The organism is Nesterenkonia sp. PF2B19, assembly GCF_001758425.2.
GTDB classification, from domain to species: Bacteria; Actinomycetota; Actinomycetes; order Actinomycetales; family Micrococcaceae; genus Nesterenkonia; species Nesterenkonia aethiopica.
In genome coordinates this window covers 23272-41242 of sequence record NZ_MDSS02000031.1, presented here as the reverse complement: position 1 = coordinate 41242, position 17971 = coordinate 23272, and the positions used below count along the sequence as shown (strand labels likewise).

General features: G+C 70.2%; 14 protein-coding genes and 2 pseudogenes. 11 read left to right on the top strand and 5 right to left on the bottom strand.

All coding sequences use genetic code 11. From position 1 onward, the window contains the following. The 3 genes and pseudogenes from BCY76_RS10500 to BCY76_RS10490 all read left to right on the top strand — a co-directional run. Window positions 1–667 (top strand): annotated as a pseudogene (locus BCY76_RS10500) (glycine dehydrogenase (aminomethyl-transferring)); the annotation flags it as partial. A gap of 110 nt (window positions 668–777) precedes the next feature. Beyond that, a complete protein-coding gene (gene gcvT / locus BCY76_RS10495) occupies window positions 778–1959 on the top strand; it encodes a glycine cleavage system aminomethyltransferase GcvT (RefSeq protein ID WP_139827735.1) in 1182 nt (393 codons plus the stop codon). 6 nt (window positions 1960–1965) lie between these two features. Continuing rightward, window positions 1966–3392 (top strand): annotated as a pseudogene (locus BCY76_RS10490) (L-serine ammonia-lyase). A 14-nt stretch (window positions 3393–3406) separates the two neighbouring features. On the opposite strand, the gene BCY76_RS10485 reads toward BCY76_RS10490, so the two are convergent. Next, on the bottom strand, window positions 3407–3970 hold the full coding sequence (locus BCY76_RS10485; RefSeq protein WP_070159114.1) for a dihydrofolate reductase family protein: 564 nt from the start codon (window positions 3968–3970) through the stop codon (window positions 3407–3409). Window positions 3971–4111: 141 nt separating this feature from the next. Next, on the bottom strand, window positions 4112–5344 hold the full coding sequence (locus BCY76_RS10480) for an acyl-CoA dehydrogenase family protein (protein WP_070158332.1): 1233 nt from the start codon (window positions 5342–5344) through the stop codon (window positions 4112–4114). Between the two features lie 330 nt (window positions 5345–5674). On the opposite strand from BCY76_RS10480, the gene BCY76_RS10475 reads away from it, so the two are divergent. The 4 genes from BCY76_RS10475 to BCY76_RS19355 are packed head-to-tail and all read left to right on the top strand — an operon-like array spanning window position 5675 to window position 11101. Next, window positions 5675–7177 (top strand): pyridoxal phosphate-dependent decarboxylase family protein, encoded by a 1503-nt coding sequence (locus BCY76_RS10475; RefSeq protein WP_070158333.1) that lies wholly within the window; start codon window positions 5675–5677, stop codon window positions 7175–7177. Beyond that, window positions 7174–8517, top strand: a complete 1344-nt coding sequence (locus BCY76_RS10470; protein ID WP_070158334.1) for a lysine N(6)-hydroxylase/L-ornithine N(5)-oxygenase family protein — start codon at window positions 7174–7176, stop codon at window positions 8515–8517. The genes BCY76_RS10475 and BCY76_RS10470 overlap by 4 nt, the downstream gene beginning before the upstream one ends. Then, on the top strand, window positions 8514–9764 hold the full coding sequence (locus tag BCY76_RS19360; RefSeq protein WP_237090097.1) for a GNAT family N-acetyltransferase: 1251 nt from the start codon (window positions 8514–8516) through the stop codon (window positions 9762–9764). Before BCY76_RS10470 ends, BCY76_RS19360 begins: the two co-directional genes overlap by 4 nt. Further along, a complete protein-coding gene (locus BCY76_RS19355) occupies window positions 9761–11101 on the top strand; it encodes an IucA/IucC family protein (protein ID WP_237090096.1) in 1341 nt (446 codons plus the stop codon). Before BCY76_RS19360 ends, BCY76_RS19355 begins: the two co-directional genes overlap by 4 nt. 46 nt (window positions 11102–11147) lie before the next feature. Here BCY76_RS19355 and BCY76_RS10460 read toward each other — a convergent pair whose 3' ends face one another. After that, on the bottom strand, window positions 11148–11870 hold the full coding sequence (locus tag BCY76_RS10460; protein WP_070158335.1) for a response regulator transcription factor: 723 nt from the start codon (window positions 11868–11870) through the stop codon (window positions 11148–11150). Between the two features lie 95 nt (window positions 11871–11965). Between BCY76_RS10460 and BCY76_RS10455 the strand changes: the two genes are divergently transcribed. Beyond that, window positions 11966–13150: a sensor histidine kinase gene (locus tag BCY76_RS10455; protein WP_070158336.1), complete on the top strand. Its 1185-nt coding sequence runs from the start codon at window positions 11966–11968 to the stop codon at window positions 13148–13150. A 395-nt stretch (window positions 13151–13545) separates the two neighbouring features. Here the strand turns inward: BCY76_RS10455 and BCY76_RS10450 are convergent, their stop codons facing one another. Continuing rightward, window positions 13546–14379: a hydroxymethylpyrimidine/phosphomethylpyrimidine kinase gene (locus BCY76_RS10450; RefSeq protein WP_070158337.1), complete on the bottom strand. Its 834-nt coding sequence runs from the start codon at window positions 14377–14379 to the stop codon at window positions 13546–13548. An 11-nt stretch (window positions 14380–14390) separates the two neighbouring features. Next, window positions 14391–14801, bottom strand: a complete 411-nt coding sequence (locus BCY76_RS10445; RefSeq protein ID WP_201791115.1) for a hypothetical protein — start codon at window positions 14799–14801, stop codon at window positions 14391–14393. A gap of 348 nt (window positions 14802–15149) precedes the next feature. On the opposite strand from BCY76_RS10445, the gene BCY76_RS10440 reads away from it, so the two are divergent. The 3 genes from BCY76_RS10440 to BCY76_RS10430 all read left to right on the top strand — a co-directional run bounded on the left by BCY76_RS10440 (window position 15150) and on the right by BCY76_RS10430 (window position 17939). Continuing rightward, entirely contained in the window at window positions 15150–15887 is a 738-nt protein-coding gene (locus tag BCY76_RS10440) for a GntR family transcriptional regulator (RefSeq protein ID WP_070158339.1), read from the top strand. Window positions 15888–15949: 62 nt separating this feature from the next. Continuing rightward, on the top strand, window positions 15950–16882 hold the full coding sequence (gene iolB, locus BCY76_RS10435; RefSeq protein ID WP_070158340.1) for a 5-deoxy-glucuronate isomerase: 933 nt from the start codon (window positions 15950–15952) through the stop codon (window positions 16880–16882). A 40-nt stretch (window positions 16883–16922) separates the two neighbouring features. Then, on the top strand, window positions 16923–17939 hold the full coding sequence (locus tag BCY76_RS10430) for a Gfo/Idh/MocA family oxidoreductase (protein ID WP_085437638.1): 1017 nt from the start codon (window positions 16923–16925) through the stop codon (window positions 17937–17939). Window positions 17940–17971: the final 32 nt, after the last annotated feature.

The window sequence follows — 17971 nt, the reverse complement described above, 5'->3', positions numbered from 1 at the left end:
CACCGACGCGGCCAGCCGCGGCGGCGCCCCGGTGACCTCCACCCCCTACGGCTCGGCCGGCGTGCTGCCCATCTCCTGGGCGTATCTGGCGATGATGGGTGCCGAGGGGCTGACCAGCGCCACCGCGCACGCCCTGCTGAGCGCAAACTACATCTCCCGGCGCCTGGCGGATCACTTCCCGACCCTCTACACCGGGGAGGGGGACCTGGTGGCCCACGAGTGCATTCTGGACCTGCGGGAGCTGACCAAACGCTCCGGGATCACCGCCGAGGACGTGTGCAAGCGGCTCATCGACTACGGTTTCCACGCCCCGACGCTGGCCTTCCCGGTCAACGGGACCTTGATGGTGGAGCCCACCGAGTCCGAGGACCTGGCGGAGATCGACCGGTTCATCGAGGCGATGATCGCCATCCGGGCCGAGATCCAGCAGGTCATCGACGGCGAGGTGGAGGCTGCGGACGCGCCGCTGCGGCATGCTCCGCACCCGGCCGCCGTCGTCGCCTCCGACGACTGGGACCGGGCCTACTCCCGGCAGCAGGGCGCCTTCCCGGTGCCCGGGGTGCTGCAGGACAAGTACTTCCCGCCGGTGAGCCGTATCGACGGCGCCCACGGGGACCGCAACCTGGTGTGCAGCTGCCCGCCGCCCGAGGCGTTCGAGATCAGCTGACGGCCGCTGACGCCGACGCACCCGCACAGATCGTCTCTCGGTGAGAGATCGTCGTTGGATTCAGGGACGATCTCTCACGGAGAGACGATGAACCGATCAGGAGACGCTCCATGACTGAGACCACCCCGCAGCAGACGCAGACGACGACGTCGGCGGACACCCCGCTGCGCGAGACCGCCCTGGCGGCCGAGCACGAGGCGCTGGGCGCCAGCTTCACCGACTTCGGCGGCTGGCGCATGCCCCTGAAGTACACCTCCGAGCTCACCGAGCACCGGGCGGTGCGCGAGACCGCCGGACTCTTCGACCTCTCCCACATGGGAGAGATCCGCGTGGCCGGCCCCGACGCTGCCACGTACCTGAACACCGCGCTGGTGGGGGACCTGGCCAAGGTGAAGGTCGGCAAGGCCAAATACTCGCTGATCTGCGCGCCCGACGGCGGCATCCTCGACGATCTCATCGGTTACCGCATCACGGAGGACGAGTATCTGATCGTCCCCAACGCCGGCAACCGGGAGACCGTGTATGCCGCGATGGCCGAGCGTGCGACCGGCTTCGACGTGGAGGTCTGGGACGAGTCCGAGGCGATCAGTCTCATCGCCGTCCAGGGACCGAAGGCGGAGGCCATCGTCTCCTCTCTGGTGCGCCTGGACGAGACCACCATTGTGGAGAACCTGCCCTACTACGCGGCGGACACCGTGACGATCGGCGGCGAGGAGATCCTGCTGGCCCGCACCGGGTACACCGGCGAGGACGGCTTCGAGATGTTCCTGCGGGACGACAAGGCCGGCGCCCTGTGGCGGGCGCTGCTCAGCCGTGGCGAGGAGCACGGCCTCACCCCCTGCGGGCTGGCCTGCCGCGACTCCCTGCGCCTGGAGGCCGGGATGCCGCTCTACGGCAATGAACTCTCCACCGAGCGGGTCAGCTTCGAGGCCGGACTGCCTGTGGTGTCCTTCTCCAAGGAGGAGGACTTCGTGGGCCGCGCCGCGCTGCAGCAGGCCAAGGCCGAGGGCCGTGGGAAGACCACGGGTCAGCGGCTCGTCGGGCTGAAGGGCCTGGGCCGCCGCGCAGGCCGCGGGGGATACCCGGTGCTGGCCGCCGAGGGGGAGCGCGCCGGTCAGCAGATCGGCGTGGTGACCTCTGGCCAGCCCAGCCCCACCCTGGGCCACCCGATCGCGATGGCCTATGTGGACGTGGAGTTCACCGAGCCCGGTACACGGCTCGACATCGACGTGCGCGGCAAGGCGCAGCCCTTCGAAGTCGTCCAGCTGCCCTTCTACCGCAGGGAGAGGTGATCCGTCATGGCGATCAGTGTGTTTGATCTGTTCAGTGTGGGGATCGGTCCGTCGTCCTCGCACACGGTGGGGCCGATGCGGGCTGCGCGGCGGTTCGTGGTCGAGGAGCTGACCGCCCCTCTGGAGGCAGGGGAGGGCGGTCCTCTCGCGGAGGTCCGGGTGGACCTCTACGGCTCCCTGGCCGCCACCGGGCAGGGCCACGGCACGTTCGACGCCGTGCTGCTGGGCCTGGAGGGCTGGGACGCGGAGGAGATCCTTCCCCGTCAGGTCGATGACCGGCTGGCCGATATGCGCGCCACCGGGACGGTCCGGGTGGCCGAGCAGCTGGGGCGACGCCGTGACATCGCGCTGCGCACCGAGGATCTGGTGCTGAGGCCCCTGACCTTCCTGCCGCAGCACAGCAACGGAATGGCCATCACAGCCCTCGACGACGACGGCGGCGTCCTGGCCGAGCAGACCTACTTCTCCATCGGAGGAGGGTTCGTGCTCACCGCCGCCGAAGCGGAGGACGCCTCACTGGGTGATGCCGTGGAGTCCACCGAGGCGGAGGTTCCCCACCCCTTCACCACGGCGGCCGAGCTCATGGAGCACTGCCGCAGCACCGGCCGGGCCGTCTCCGAGGTGATGATGGCCAATGAGACCGCCGTCCGCAGCGAAGCGGAGGTGCGTGCCGGGGTGCTGCACATCTGGCAGGTCATGGAGGAGTGCAAGAACTCTGCCCTGCGTCGGACCGGTGTCCTCCCCGGGGGCCTGAAGGTCCGAGTCGTGCGCCCGACTGGCATGCCCAGCTGACGGAGAAGGACCCCGAGCGTTCCCACGCCTATTGGCAGGAGTGGGTGAACCTGGTGGCGTTGGCCGTGAACGAGGAGAACGCCTCCGGCGGGCGGGTGGTCACGGCGCCGACCAACGGGGCGGCAGGGATCATCCCCGCGGTGGGCTTCTACGCCACGCACTACGGCCCCGGGGGGAGCTACGCCGCGCGAGAAGAGCGCGACGAGATCGTGGTGCGGTACCTGCTCACTGCCTCAGCGATCGGGGTGCTCTACAAGGAGCAGGCCTCGATCTCTGGCGCCGAGGTGGGGTGCCAGGGAGAGGTGGGGTCGGCCTCCTCGATGGCGGCGGCCGGGCTGTGTGAGGTGCTCGGGGGTACTCCGGAGCAGGTGGAGAATGCCGCGGAGATCGCGATGGAGCACAATCTCGGGCTGACCTGTGACCCCATCTCAGGCCTGGTGCAGGTGCCGTGCATCGAGCGCAACGCCATCGCGGCCACGAAGGCCGTCAATGCCGCCCGGATGGCGCTGATGGGGGACGGCTCGCACCGGGTCAGCCTCGACGAGGTCATCGTGACCATGCGCGAGACCGGGGCGGACATGTCCTCCAAGTACAAGGAGACGGCCCAGGGCGGGCTGGCGGTCAACGTCATCGAATGCTGAGGTCTCGGTGCCGATCAGCCCCGTGACCCCTCGGCACGTCGATACCGCTCATAGACCACGCGGCCGCCGAAGACGCGGCTCTCCACCAGCTCCAGGGGTACGGCCTCGTCCACTGGCGGCAGCAGGGGAGTGCCTCCGCCGAGGATGATCGGGTGCCGGAAGATCTGGTACTCCTCCACCAGTCCGAGCTCCACAGCCTGGGCGGCCAGCGTGGGGCCGCCGATCTCCACGTCCTGCTCGGTCGCGGCGAGCACCGCGGGGATCTCCTCGGCCAGGGAGCGCTGCGCCAGCCGGGCGTTCCCCTCTACCTGGTCCAGGCTGCGGCTGAACACGATCTTCGGCAGCGCGGCCCAGACGTCGGCGAACTCCGCACCGAGGGCGTTCTCCCGCATCAGCGGATCCGTCTCCCAGGGGAGCATCGTCTCGTAGAGGCGACGCCCGCACAGGCAGGCTCCGAGCCCGCGCACCGTGTCCAGATGGAAACGGAACAGCTCTTCGTCCGGGGCGCCCCAGCTGAAGTCGCCGGTGCGGTCCGCGGTGAACCCGTCCAGCGAGGTGCTCATCGAGATCAGCAGCATAGCTGTCACTGTAGGCAGGATCGAGTCCCCGCAGGGAGAGCTCGCGGCTGAAGGGCTCGCGAGTTGGTCTGGAGTTTTGGGTACTCGACTCGATCGAGTCGAGTACCCAAAACTCCAGACCAACTCAGCGCGGGGGAGGGGTCAGGCGAAGGCGGAGTGCCCGGTCAGGTCGCGCCCGATGATCAGGGACTGCACTGACTCGGTGCCCTCATAGGTGTGGATGGCCTCGATGTCAGCCATGTGCCGGGCCACTTTGTTCTTCAGCAGGATGCCGTTGCCGCCGAGCATGTCGCGAGCCACCTGGGCGATCGCCCGGGCCTTGCGAGTGTTGTGGTACTTCGCCATCGAGGCCTGCGGGCCGGAGAGCTTCCCAGCGGCGTCGAGCTCGGTCACCTTCCGCACGTGCAGCTGCATGGAGGTCAGCTCGGAGGTCATCCAGGTCAGCCGCTCCTGGACCTGCTGGAACCCGGCCAGCGGCTTGCTGAACTGCTCCCGCTGGGTCGCATAGTTCAGGGCGGCCTCCACGACGGCGGCGGCGTGTCCGACGGCGGACCACGCCACTCCCAGCCGGGTCGCGAAGAGGACCTTGGAGGTGTCTTTGAACGAGTGTGAGCCGGGCAGCACTGCGTCGGCGGGCAGGGTGACGTCGTGGTACTCGATGACCGCCTGGTGGATGGCGCGCAGCGAGGCCTTGCCTTCGATGACTTCGGCCCGGTAGCCCTCCGTCTCCTGGTCGACCAGGAAGCAGCGGACCTGTCCGTCGTGTTCGCCGCCGGAGACCCGGGCCCAGGTGAAGGTGATGCCGCCGGAGGCGCCGTTGCCGATCCACTTCTTGGCGCCGTTGAGCACGTAGTGGCCGGTGGTCTCATCGCCGACCAGCTGCGCGGTGGTCTCCAGGGAGACCGAGTCGGAGCCGTGGGTGGGCTCGGTCAGGGCGAAGGAGCCCAGGGTGCGGGCGGTGGCCAGGTCGGCGAGGTGTTGCTGCTTCTGCTCATCGGAGCCGAACATCGCCAGCGTGCGCAGTGCCAGACCGCCCTGCACGGCCAGTGCGGTGCCCAGGGAGCCGTCGGTCCGGGAGGTCTCCATGTTGACCAGTCCGGCCGCCAGAGGGGAGAGGGTGCTCAGGCCCTCGCCCACGCCGTCGACGTCGACCCCGTCGGTGAGCAGCCCGCGGGCGCCAGCGTCTCGGACCAGATCCACGGGGTACTCTCCGGCCTCCCAGCACTGCGTCATGCGTTCCTCGAGGCCCGTGGAGAACTCCCGGGCACGGGTCCACCAGGCACGGTCCTGATCAGGGATGTCCGCGAAGACGCCGTAGTAGTCCAGGTCGCGGGGCGTCGTGACGTCGTAGTCCGGGTCGATCTCGGCTCGCATGAGGGCCTCCAGCAGCTGGTCGGTGATGTGCGCCGCCCCACATGTTACCCGAGAGTCACTGCGTGTGCGACGGATGCCAGCCCGCAGGTGTCGACGACGCGCAACGTCACAGGTTGGTGACATGCCTCACTCTGAGCATGGGGCAGCGAGGGCTGGGTGGGCTTTCTTGTACCTCCGGTCAGCGCGGGACACCTGCGTCCTGGCAGGCCCTCGCGGCCGCGCCGACGGGCCCGGGCCATCGGCAGTGCACCGGGCCCACAAGCAGCTTCCAGCAACCTCACAGGATTACAGCACTTGAATATGACGTAATTGCAGTTATGCTCCCCTCACATGACAGCTTCACATGATGTCCTCCCAGATCAGCTCACCCTTCTGCGCCCCGGAGCCACCGGGTCCTATGACGCCCTCATGGGGGAGGTCAGCTCGCGGATCTCCCTGCGACTCGCCTCCGCCGACGCGCCCTCCACCAACACGCCTCAGCGTGAGCTCGCCGACCGAGCCGCCGCCGTCGACCTCGACGCCCCCGGCATCGGCGGCCCCGCCCTGCTCCAGGAGCTCGACGAGCTCTTCCTCGCCGAAGCCGTCTGGTACCACCACCCGGCGTACCTGTCCCATCTGAACTGTCCCGTCGACGTGCACGCTGTGGCCGCCGAGGCCGTGCTCGCCGCCGTCAACCCCTCCGTGGACACCTACGACCAGTCCCGCATCGGCACGTTCCTGGAGCGCCGCCTGATCAGCTGGATCGCCGGGCGCATCGGCTACAGCCGGGGCGACGGCATCTTCACCTCGGGAGGCACCCAGTCCAACCTGCAGGCCCTGTTCCTGGCCCGGGAGGCGGCCCTGACCGGCACCTCCGGGCCCGCCCGTGCGGTGCGCCAGCAGCAGCTGGTGGTGCTCACCAGCTCGCAGAGCCACTTCAGCATCGCCAAGGCCGCGCTGCTCCTCGGCCTCAGCGACGACGCGGTCATCACCGTGGACTCGGACGACGCCGGCCGCATGGACCCGGCAGCCCTGCGGCGCCTCCTCGAGGAGATCGCCGCCGACGGCCGGGTTCCCATGGCCGTGGCCGCCACTGCCGGCACCACCGACCGCGGGGTCATCGATCCGCTCGAACCGCTGGCCGAGATCTGCCGCGGCCAGCGCCTCTGGCTCCACGTGGACGCCGCCTACGGCTGCGGGCTGCTGGCCTCGGAGCGCCAGGCCCATCGGCTGGCCGGCATCGAATCGGCCCGCAGCGTGACGCTGGACTTCCACAAGGCCTGGTTCCAGCCGGTCTCCTCCTCCGCCCTGGTGGTGCGCGACCCCGCAGACCTGGGGCGAGGAGCCTGGCACGCCGACTACCTCAACCCCGCCGGCGGCGCCGAGCCCAATCAGGTGGACAAGTCGTTGCAGACCACCCGACGCTTCGACGCCCTGAAGCTCTACGCGACCCTGCGCGGGGCGGGCGTCGACGCCGTCGGGCGGGCCTGGGACGCCCTGCTGGACCTCACCCAGGAGGTGCATCGCCACGTGGAGGGCCACGATGAGCTGCAGCTGCTCGCTCCCACCGATCTCACCACGGTGCTCTTCCGGTGGCAGCCGGCAGGCGTGGGGGACCAGGACGCCGATGCGCTGGTCGCGCTGGTCCGCCAGGTGCTCCAGGAGTCTGGGCGGGTCATGGTCGCCAAGACCGTCCTGGACTCCCGGCCCTGTCTGAAGCTCACGCTGCTGGACCCGGAGACCACCGCCGAGCAGGTGGCCCAGAGCCTGGACGAGGTCGCCGAATGCGCCCGCATCCTGCACCGTCACCGGGCCGGAGCGCCGGCCAGTCTCGCCGAGGAGGCCTCTCGATGACCAGCACACCGACCCCGGAGGAAGCTGGCGGAGGCGCCGTGCACGACGTCGTCGGAATCGGCATCGGTCCCTTCAACCTCGGGCTGGCCTGCCTGGCCCACCCCCTGGAGGACGTCGACGCCGTCTTCCTCGACTCCCGCGACGGCTTCGCCTGGCACCACGGCATGATGCTGACCGACGCCACCATCCAGGTGCCGTTCCTCGCCGACCTGGTGACCATGGCGGACCCGACCTCCGAGTTCTCCTTCCTGAACTGGCTCAAGCAGACCGGGCGGCTCTACCCGTTCTACATCCGCGAGGACTTCCACCCGCTGCGCAGCGAGTACGACGCCTACTGCCGGTGGGCCGCCGATCGGCTCCCCTCCCTGCGCTGGGGACGTCAGGTGGAGTCCGTGGAGCACGACGCCGCCACCGACACCTTCGTGGTCACCGCGGTCACCGCGGACGGGGTGGAGGTCCGTCGGGGACGCCACGTGGTGATGGGCATCGGCACCGCCCCGCATGTGCCCGCCGCGCTGCGGGAGGATGTGGACGCCTCGCCGGCAGCCACCCATTCGGCGGACTACCTGCACCGCCGCGAGGAGATCCTCGCCGCCGGATCGGCGACCGTGGTGGGCAGCGGGCAGTCCGCGGCCGAGATCTTCCTGGACCTGCTGGAGTCCCATCGGGAGCACGACCTGCGGTTGGACTGGATCACCCGGTCCCCGCGCTTCTTCTCCATGGAGGACACCCGGCTGACCCTGGAGCTGACCTCTCCCGAGTACACCGATCACTTCCACCGCCTGCCCGAGGGCGTGCGCGACCAGCTCACCCGTGAGCAGCGCGGGCTCTACAAGGGAATCAGCACCGCCACCATCGACCGGATCCATGACGCCCTCTATCGGCTCAGCGCCCACCGGCCCCTCGAGGTCGGGATGCTCACCGACACAGAGGTCACCGGCGCCGTCTGGGATCCCGCCGACGGGTCCCACCGGTTGCAGCTGGTGCACCGGCAGCTGGGCGAGCAGGCCGAGCACCAGACGGGCCACCTGATTCTCGCCACCGGCTACACGCCCCGGGACCCGAGCTTCCTGGAACCCGTGGAACACCTCATCGGCCGCGACGCCGCCGGCCGCCTCGCCGTCGGGCGGGACTACCGCATCGACACGCTCGGCGGACGGATCTTCGTGCAGAACGCCGAGGAGCACACTCACGGGCTGACCGCGCCGGACCTCGGCATGGGCGCCTGGCGCAGCGCCTCGATCCTCGCCACCATCACCGGCGAGGAGCACTACCCGCTGGAGCGGCGCATCGCCTTCCAGCAGTTCGGACTCCCCACCACCGCGGAGGTGCCACGATGACCATCACCCCACAGACGACCATCACCCCACAGGCGACCATGTCCACACAGACGACCGAGACCCGACAGGCCACAGACACGGGAGACACCCCTGCCGGTGCCGTGCCGATCGTCGACGACCCCGCACTGACGGAGCCGGCCTGCGGCACCTCGGACCTGCCGCTGGTGTTCCGGCCCGCTGATCCGGAGACCGACGCCGGCCGAGTGCACCGGTGGCTGACCCACCCGGGCGCCCACCACTGGCAGATGGGGCACCTCAGCCGTGGACAGGTGCGTCGGTACCTGGAGCAGATCACCGACGACGACGCCCAGGACGCCTGGATCGGGGAGGAGGCCGGAGACGCCTTGGTCTGCGTGGAGACCTATGACCCGACCCGCGTGGTGCTCACCGACGTCCACGACGCCGAGACCGGTGACCTGGGCATGCATCTGCTCGTCGCACCGGCGCCGCAGGACGTGACACGCCGGCGCCACGGACTGACCAGTGCGATCATGCGGGCCGTCGTCGCGCACTGCTGGTCGTTGGGCGCAGGCCGTCTCGTGGTGGAGCCGGACGTGGAGAACGATGCGGTGCGCCGGAAGAACCGCGAGGTCGGCTTCGAGGAGCTGCGCGAGATCGCCCTGCCGGACAAACGGGCCATGCTCAGCGTGCTGGCCCGCGGGACCCGCCCCGAGGCGGCGGCCGCAGGGGTGGGAACAGAGTCGGTCGCCGGGTCGGCCGCCGGGTCGGCCGCCGGGTCGGCCGCAGAGGTGGGGTCAGGGGGTGACGCGGGGACGCAGCATCTGCGGCCCGAGCACATGGCCCTCGCCCAGCGGCACCTGGTGGCCAAGGCGCTGGCGGAGTTCAGCCATGAGAAGCTCCTCAGGCCGACGGCAGAGCAGGACCCGGGCGAGCCCGCCGGCGCTGCGCCACTCTGGAGGTTGGAGGTCCCCGGCGCCAGCACCTACCGGTTCCGAGCCCGCCGCCTGGCCCTGGACCACTGGGTCCTCGACGAGGAGAGCCTGCAGCGCCTCGACGCCGTCCACGGCCATCAGCGCCCCCTGGACGCCCAAGAGCTGATCGTCGAGCTGCAGCACCTCCTCGGCATCCCCGAGGACCTGCTGGGCACCTACCTGGAGGAGGTCGCCGCGACCCTGGCCAGCGCGGCGTTCAAGAACCATCGCGGGGGCCTTCCGCCGCCCAGCTGGCCCGCGGACGGCGGGACCTCGACGTCGCCGGGGACCTGCAGCACACCGAGGCGGCCATGACCGAGGGGCATCCCTGCTTCGTGGCCACCAACGGGCGCATCGGCTTCAGTGTGGACGACCTGCGCGCCTATGCGCCGGAGTCCGGTGCAACCTTCCGCTACGTATGGGTGGCCGCCCGACGGGCCCACACTCGGCTGGACCTCGGCGCCGGGCGTACGGAGGCTCAGCACTGGGAGCTGGAGCTCGGAGCCGCGGGGCGGGCCCGCCTGCACGCCCGGCTCCATGACCTCGGCCTGGACCCGGCCGACTACGTGCTCCTGCCGGTGCACCCCTGGCAGTTCCGCCACCGGGTGGCGGTCAGCTTCGCCCCCGACATCGCCCGGCGTGATCTTGTGGTGCTGGGGGAGGGGCCCGGGGCCTGGCAGCCCCAGCAGTCCATCCGGACCGCCTTCGACGTCGGGCACCCGGAGCGGTCCTACATCAAGACCGCACTGTCCATCCAGAACATGGGCTTCCTGCGCGGGCTCTCCCCGGCCTACATGCGTGCCACCCCCGCGATCAATGACTGGGTGGCAGTCCAGGTGCGCGGCGACGCCCGGTTGGCTGAGCTCGGCTTCGACGTGCTGCGCGAGCACGCCGCCATCGGCTACACCGGCGACGCGTACCACCGGGCCGAGGCCTCCTCCGACCAGCAGAAGATGCTGGCCGCCCTGTGGCGGGAGAGCCCGATCGCCCGGCTCGGCGAACGGGAGGAGCCCGACGACCGGCTGATGACCATGGCCGCGCTGCTGCACCGGGACGCGCGCGGCGCCTCGATGGCCGCGGCGCTCATCGAGGACTCCGGGCTGAAGCCCCGGGCCTGGCTGGGCGAGTACCTGCGGGCCTACCTGCTGCCGGTGCTGCACTGCCTGGAGGTCCACGAGCTCGCGTTCATGCCGCACGGGGAGAACATCATCCTGCGGCTGCGGGAGGGCCGGGTCACCGGGGTGTTCATGAAGGACATCGGCGAGGAGGCCGCCGTCATCGGTGACCGGGAGCTGGACGAGGACATCTCCCGGATGCGGCACGTCATCGACGACGACGAGGCCGCCCAGCTGATCTTCACCGATGTCTTCGGCGGGGTGCTGCGTCACCTGGCCGGGGTGCTGCATGCCGACGGCGTCCTCACCGACACCGCCTTCTGGGAGGTGGTGAGCCAGGTGGTGGCGGAGCAGGAGGCCCGCGGCGAGGCGGAGGGGGTGAGCCGCCGTCGTCGGCTGGACCTGCGGGTGCCGCGCTATGCGCACTCCTGCCTGAACAGGCTGCAGCTGCGCAACACCCGGCACATGGTGGACCTGGCCGACGCCTCCGGCTCGCTCATCCACGCCGGAGAGCTGGAGAACCCGATCGCGGGGTGAGCGGGCGGCACGGGACGTGGTCTGAGGGGGCCCGGGCTGGGCCTCCTCAGTCCAGCGCCGGCTCCACCAGGCCGAGCTCCGTGGCGCGGATGATCAGCTGCACCCGGTCGCGGACGCCGAGGCGCTGCATGAGGCGCCCCATATAGGCCTTCACCGTCGCCTCCGAGACCACCATCTCCGCGGCGATCTCTGCGTTGGACCGGCCGCTGGCCAGCAGCTTCAGCCCCTGCAGCTCCCGCTCCGGGATGCGCGGCAGCTCCGGGTAGCGGCGCAGCATGGACTCCACCTGGGCAGGGTCGTCCTTCACCGAGAGCATCAGCTCCCGAGCCACCGAGGGGGAGAAGGGCGCCAGCCCGTCATGGGCCTGCCGGATCGCCTCGATGATCTCCTCCGGCTCGGCGTCCTTGACGATGTACCCGCCCGCCCCGGCGCGCAGTGCGGGGATCACGTACCGCTCCGTGGAGAACGTGGTCACCGCCAGCACCGCGACGGTGTCGAACATGCGGCGGATCTGTCCGGTGGCCTGGATGCCGTCGGTGCCGGGCATGTGCATGTCCATCACGACGACGTCGGGCATCAGTTGGGCCACGAGCTCCACGGCGGCTTTGCCGTCCCGCACCTCACCCACGCACCGCATGCCTCGGGTGGAGTCCACATAGGTGCGCAGCGCGGTGGACATCATCGGGTGGTCATCGGCGATGAGGACCCGGATCTCGGGGGCGCGGGGGGTCGGCGCCGTCGGGGCCTCATCGGCGGGCGTGTCGGTCATGAGCACGATTGTAGGAGCGTGACCTGGATGTCCGGCGCGCACGGGGCCGGAGCCTGCCGCCGAGCTGACGGGGGCCGTCCTCGTAGACTGGCTGCGTGCCGAGTGTCGCAGGAGAGTTCGAATCGCAGGGGTTCTGGTACGCCCGGGACCTGAACAAGTGGCTGCTGGTGGTCGTCACCCTGCTGTTCGGCATCGCCCTGGGCTCCGACATCATCCTGGAGATGCTCGAGGGGAAGTCCTTCCCTGTGGAGATCGCCATGGCCGGGCTGCTCAGCGTGGGCTGCGTGGTGCTGCTGTGGGTGCGGGTGACCTGGGCGGCCGTCGTCGGGCTGATCATGGTGGCGGTGTCTCTGTTCACCGAAGGCCTGGCCTACTCGTTGGTGCTGGCCGTCCTGCTGGTCGGCGTCGGAGCGATGGTCACCACCAAGCTGTTCCGTCGGTCCCTGCTGGCGGCCACGCTGATCTGGACCGGGTTCCTGACGAACCAGCTGGAGGACCCCACCAGCGGGGTGGTCCTCATGGCGATCATGGTGCTGCTGATCATGGGCTCCTACGGGCTGGGGTCCGCCTTCCGGAAGGTCACCAACGCCCGGCTGCAGTCCCGGCGAGAGCTGGAGGAGGTCGAGGCGCGACACCGCGAGTCCGTGGCTGCCGAGCGGAAATCGATCGCCCGGGATCTCCACGACATCGTCGCCCATGACATCACCATCATCGCCATGCAGTCCCGGGCGGCGCAGATGGCTGACACCGAGGACTCCTACCGCAACGCCGTCGAGGTCATCGGAGACTCCTCCCGAGCGGCCCTGCAGGACCTGCGCCGCATGCTCAACCTGCTGCGCGAGGACGGGGCCCTGGAAGACCTTCCCACCTCCTCGGCCACCGAACTGGACATCCGCACAGGCGCGGAGACCTTCTGCGAGCAGCTGCGCGGCCTCGGGTTCACGGTCAGCTGTGAGGCCGACGGCGACCTCTCCGAGCTGTCACGCTCCGTCCACGCCGCGCTCTACCGGATCCTGCAGGAGTGCACCACCAACGTGGCCCGCTACGCCGGCCATGGGCAGACATGCTGGATCCGCGTGTGGGCAGGGGAGGAGGAGACCGGTCTCACGGTGACCAACACGGTGGCCTCACGTCGCCGGGCGGTGTCCCGCTGGTCCAGTTCAGGGGCGGGACTGATCGGCATCCGGGACCGCGCGGCGGCCTTCGGCGGTCAGGCTCGGGCCGGCTTCGACCGGAAGGGGCACTGGGTGGTCACAGTGCAGGGTGTGAAGAAGGACTGAGCCGCGGCGTAGCCCGGCATCTCCAGGTTTTCACGAGCTGGAAGCGCTGACCTGGAGGCAGCCTGTGGTGAACCTGGAGGTCAGCTGGACAACACGCCGTGCGGGCCCCGCAACACTAGACGAAAGTCGACTAGAGGGATCCATCGTTGCCGGAGGAAAATAGTTCGTGACGTACAGAAACGGTGTACGTGCATCACGAGAACCTGGCTTGGAGACCCCGGAGGTTTCGGTGCAACGGCCTCCGGAGAGGTGCTCGGTCAGGGTTGTGGCCCGGGCGGTGAGAACGGCACCGCCCGGGCCTCTCTCGCATCTGGGGCCGGCTCAGGCTCCTGCCCGTCGGGCGGGCGGGAATGTCGGCATCTGAGGCCGGAGTGCGGGGAGAGGCGCCGGAGCGGTCAGCCGCGCAGGCCGCCCTGCCACAGCGCGTCGAACGGCGTGCCTCCCGCCACCCGCTGACGGATGCCCGCGGTGACGAACTCCTTCGCTCGGCGGGCGGCCTCCAGCGGCGTGGCGCCCTTGGAGAGCTCGGCGGCGACGGCGGCCGCGAGCGAGCATCCGGCACCGGAGACGGCATGCTCGCCGATCTTCGGCGAGCGGAGCACCTCAGCGCCGTCCTCGTCCACGAAGACGTCGACGGCATCCGGGCCCTCCAGCCGCACTCCGCCCTTGGCCAACACGGCTGCCCCGGAGATCCGGTGGATCTCGTGGGCGGCGGCGGTGAGGTCCTCGAGGCTGCGCACCGTCATGCCGGAGAGCTGCTCGGCCTCGAAATGGTTCGGCGTCACGAAGGTGGCCTGCGGGAGCAGCTCGGACTTCAGGGCGTTGTCCGTGTCCAGGGCGTGCCCGGGCTCCTGCCCCTTGCAGATCAGCACCGGGTCCAGCACCACGTGCCGCGGACGGCGCGCGGCCAGGGCCTCGGAGACCGTGGAGATCGTGGTCGGAGTGCCCATCATGCCCAGCTTCACCGTGTCCAGGGCCTCGGCGTCATAGTCGCCGAAGATGGCCTCGATCTGATCCGCGATGACCTGCGGCTCCACCGGCACGAAGCGGTGGTTCCAGTCATCCTTCGGGTCGAAGGAGACGATGCAGGTCAGAGCGATCATGCCGAAGCTGCCCAGCTCCTGGAAGGTCTTCAGGTCGGCCTGCGCGCCGGCACCGCCGGTGGCTTCGGAGCCGGCGATCGTCAAGGTCATCGGCGGGCGGGTGGTCTGCGGGAGGGTCTGCGTCATCGTCATGTCCTTCAGCGGCGGCCAGGGGTGGGTGAGACGGTGTCGACGTCGTCGTCTGCTGGGGTGTCGTCTGCGGGAGTCTCGTCGGTGGCGGGATCGATCACGGTCGCCAGCGGCTGGGCGGCCCAGCGGCCCACACCGAGGAGCACCCCGGCGGGGAAGCCGACGAGCGGGATGAGCATGGGCATCAGGCCGCCGGTGCCGGCCAGCAGGACCACCGGCCCGTAGAGCAGGCCGACCACCACATAGCCCAACACATGCAGGGTCGGGTTGAGGTGGTGCCGGTACAGCCAGGTCACCAGCAGTGTGCCCGGGATGCCGATGCCGACGGCGGCGCCGCCGATCAGTGGGATCAGTGGGGTGAGGAAGCCGTCGTCGTCGAGGCCGGGCACGAAGGAGAGTCCCAGCAGCAGTCCACCCATCACGAAGGTGGGGACCAGCCAGGAGACGACCCATCCGGCGAATCCGAGGCGCAGTCGAGGCCGCTGAGCGGCGGCTGGCGGCGGGGGCGACGGCGTCGGGTGGTCTTCTCCGGGGCGGGGGTGGTCATCGAGGCCCTTTCGTCGATCGGCGGGCGCGTCCTGCGGCAGCGGCCCAGTCTACCGGCCGCGCCTGGACGCGCACCGACGCTCCGGCCAGCGTCTCCGGTGGGCGTCGTCAGGTCGTCGGTCCGGTGGCATCATGGGCGGGATCACATCATGAGCCCATAGACTCTTCCAAAGATGCGATTGTCGTGACAAACTGACAATTACACGCACGAAGGAGACCCCGTGACCCGTGACCTCGACATCACCCTGGATCGGTCATCGCCGGTGCCGCTCTACCATCAGGTGGCCTCCGCCTTCGAGAAGGCCATCCGGGACGGCTTGCTGCCCCCGGAGACGAAGCTGGAGAACGAGATCGCCCTCGCCAAGCGCTACAACCTCTCCCGCCCCACCATGCGGCAGGCCATGGATCAGCTCGTCCAGAATGGGCTGGTGGTGCGCCGTCGCGGCGTCGGCACCCAGGTGGTCGGGGCGCCGGTGCGGCGCAACCTGCGGCTCTCCAGCCTCTACAACGACCTCCAGGACGAAGGGGCGACGCCGCAGACCACCGTCCTGTCGCTGGAGCTGGTGGAGGCCGAGACCGAGATTGCTGAGCAGCTCAACCTCACCCGCGGAGCGGAGGTCCATCACATGGTCCGCCTGCGCACTGTGGACGGCCGCGCGCTCGCCCTCATGGAGAACTGGGTGCCGCGCGGCATCGCCGACTTCGAGCAGGCCGAGCTCGAGTCCGACGGGCTCTACAACCTCCTGCGCCGCGCGGGGATCGACTTCCGTATGGCCCACCAGACCGTCGGTGCCGGAGCGGCCGATGCCCGACAGGCCGAGCTGCTCGACACCGAGGTCGGCGCCCCGCTGGTGATGATGGACCGCACCGCCCTGGACAGCCGCGGCATCGCCGTCGAATGCGGCCACCACGTCTACCGGGCGGACATGTACTCCTTCGACATCACCCTGGTGAACTGACCGACCCGTCAGGCGCCACCATCGCCCGTTCCACCCTGCCCTCTCGCCTGGAAAGGACAGCCATGACCTCCTCACGCCCCGAAGCCCCCGCCTCGCCCTGGTTCCACCCCGCCGGCTCCGCCGCCCGCGGCGACTGGATGCTGGACCTCGGGACCCCGGACTCGACCACCGAGGTGCCCGGCTGGCAGCACACCGGGCTGCGCGTGGCCGACCTCAGTCCCGGCCAGACCCTCACCCTGGACGCCCAGGAGGAGGAGCGCATCGTGGTGCCGCTCACCGGATCGTTCACCGTGGAGGTCGCCGGCGCGAGCTACGAGCTCGCCGGGCGGCCGTCGGTCTTCCATGGCCCCACCGACGTGCTCTACACCGGCATCCGGCAGGCGCTCACCATCGGCTCTGCTCAGGGCGGACGCGTGGCGGTGGCCTCCGCGCCCGCCGCGGCCGAGCATCCCGTGCGGCATCTGAGCGTCCAGGAGGTGCCGCTGGAGCTGCGCGGGGCCGGCGTCTGCTCCCGTCAGGTCCACAACTTCGGCACGCCCGCCACGCTTGAGGCGGACCGATTCATCGTCTGTGAAGTCCTCACGCCCGCCGGGAACTGGTCCTCCTACCCGCCGCACAAGCATGACGAGGAGGCCGAAGGGGAGACCGCCCTGGAGGAGATCTACTACTTCGAGATGCAGACCGCGAAGGATATGCCGGTCCCCACTCCGGAGGAGGGCGGCCCGGACGCCATGGGCTATCAGCGCGTCTACGCCTCGGACGAGCGCGAGATCGACGTGACCGCGGAGGTGCGCAGCGGCGACGTCGTCCTGGTGCCCTACGGCTGGCACGGCCCGGCCATGACCCCTCCCGGGCATGACATGTACTACCTCAACGTCATGGCCGGCCCGGGCCCGGTGCGCGAGTGGCTGATCAGCGACGATCCCCACCACGGGTGGATCCGCCGGACCTGGGAGGGCCAAGACATCGACCCCCGGCTGCCCTTCTCCGGCTGATCCCCGTCATCCACGCGACCCGGCGTCAGGAGTGCACACCATGACCACCACCGTCGGACTGATCGGCGTCGGACGCATCGGCGTCATGCACGCCCGCCACCTCCAGGCCCTCGCCGACGACGGCGTCGAGCTGGTGATCGCCGACGTCGACGCCGCCCGCGCCCGGCAGGTCGCCGCGGACATCGGCTGCCGGGCGCGCCCGAACGTCGACGAGCTCTTCACCGGGGCGCCCGGCGGCGGCTCGCCCGACGGCGTCGTGATCGCCGTGGGCACAGCCGCCCACGCGCCGCTGATCCTGCGGGCCGCCGAGGCGGGGATCCCCGCCTTTTGTGAGAAGCCGGTGGCCGAGTCCACCGAGGCGGCGCTGCCGGTGCTCGAAGCGGTGTCCCGGCTCGGGAGCACCGTGCAGATCGGCCTGCAGCGGCGTCTCGACCCCGGCTGCCTGGCTGCGAAGGAGGCGCTGGACCGCGGCGACCTGGGCTGGCTGCACACCATCCGGGCCATCACCGCCGACATGACCCCGCCGCCGGTGGAGTTCCTGGCCACCTCCGGCGGGCTGTTCCGCGACTGCTCGGTCCACGACTTCGACATCCTGCAATGGATGACCGGCCAGCGGATCGTGGAGGTCTGCGCGCGGGGCTCCAACAACGGGGACCCGGCGATCGGGCAGGTCGGCGACGTCGACACCGCCGTCGCGCTCGCCGAGCTGGAGGACGGCACGGTCGCCACCGTCTCGGCCACCCGGTACAACGGGGCGGGCCACGATGTCCGCCTGGAGCTGCAAGGCTCCGCCGGCACGCTGCAGGTCGGGCTGGACGACTCCTATGCCGGACGGTCCGCCGAGCCGGGGGTCAGGTTCCCCGCCGGGACGCCGCATCGGACCTTTCATGAGCGGTTCGCGGAGGCCTATCGCGCGGAGATGCGGGCCTTCGTGGAGCTGATCCGGGGCGAGCGGGAGAACCCGTGCCCGCCGGAAGAGGCGGTGGACGCCTCCCGCGTGGCCGACGCCGCCCAGGAGTCTCTCGAGACGGGGAGGGCCGTGCGCGTGCGCCGGTGAGGGATTCCGGCCTGCCGCAATGAGAGCCCACC

Bases quoted from the DNA above. Each gene is read 5' to 3' on its own strand.
- BCY76_RS10460 (WP_070158335.1), bottom strand. From the start codon at position 11,870: ATGACCGACACGCCCGCCGATGAGGCCCCGACGGCGCCGACCCCCCGC.
- BCY76_RS10480 (WP_070158332.1), bottom strand. From the start codon at position 5,344: ATGCGAGCCGAGATCGACCCGGACTACGACGTCACGACGCCCCGCGAC.
- BCY76_RS10485 (WP_070159114.1), bottom strand. From the start codon at position 3,970: ATGCTGCTGATCTCGATGAGCACCTCGCTGGACGGGTTCACCGCGGAC.
- BCY76_RS10450 (WP_070158337.1), bottom strand. From the start codon at position 14,379: ATGACGCAGACCCTCCCGCAGACCACCCGCCCGCCGATGACCTTGACG.
- gcvT (WP_139827735.1), top strand. From the start codon at position 778: ATGACTGAGACCACCCCGCAGCAGACGCAGACGACGACGTCGGCGGAC.
- BCY76_RS19360 (WP_237090097.1), top strand. From the start codon at position 8,514: ATGACCATCACCCCACAGACGACCATCACCCCACAGGCGACCATGTCC.
- BCY76_RS10445 (WP_201791115.1), bottom strand. From the start codon at position 14,801: ATGGGTGGACTGCTGCTGGGACTCTCCTTCGTGCCCGGCCTCGACGAC.
- BCY76_RS10470 (WP_070158334.1), top strand. From the start codon at position 7,174: ATGACCAGCACACCGACCCCGGAGGAAGCTGGCGGAGGCGCCGTGCAC.
- BCY76_RS19355 (WP_237090096.1), top strand. From the start codon at position 9,761: ATGACCGAGGGGCATCCCTGCTTCGTGGCCACCAACGGGCGCATCGGC.
- BCY76_RS10475 (WP_070158333.1), top strand. From the start codon at position 5,675: ATGACAGCTTCACATGATGTCCTCCCAGATCAGCTCACCCTTCTGCGC.
- BCY76_RS10430 (WP_085437638.1), top strand. From the start codon at position 16,923: ATGACCACCACCGTCGGACTGATCGGCGTCGGACGCATCGGCGTCATG.
- iolB (WP_070158340.1), top strand. From the start codon at position 15,950: ATGACCTCCTCACGCCCCGAAGCCCCCGCCTCGCCCTGGTTCCACCCC.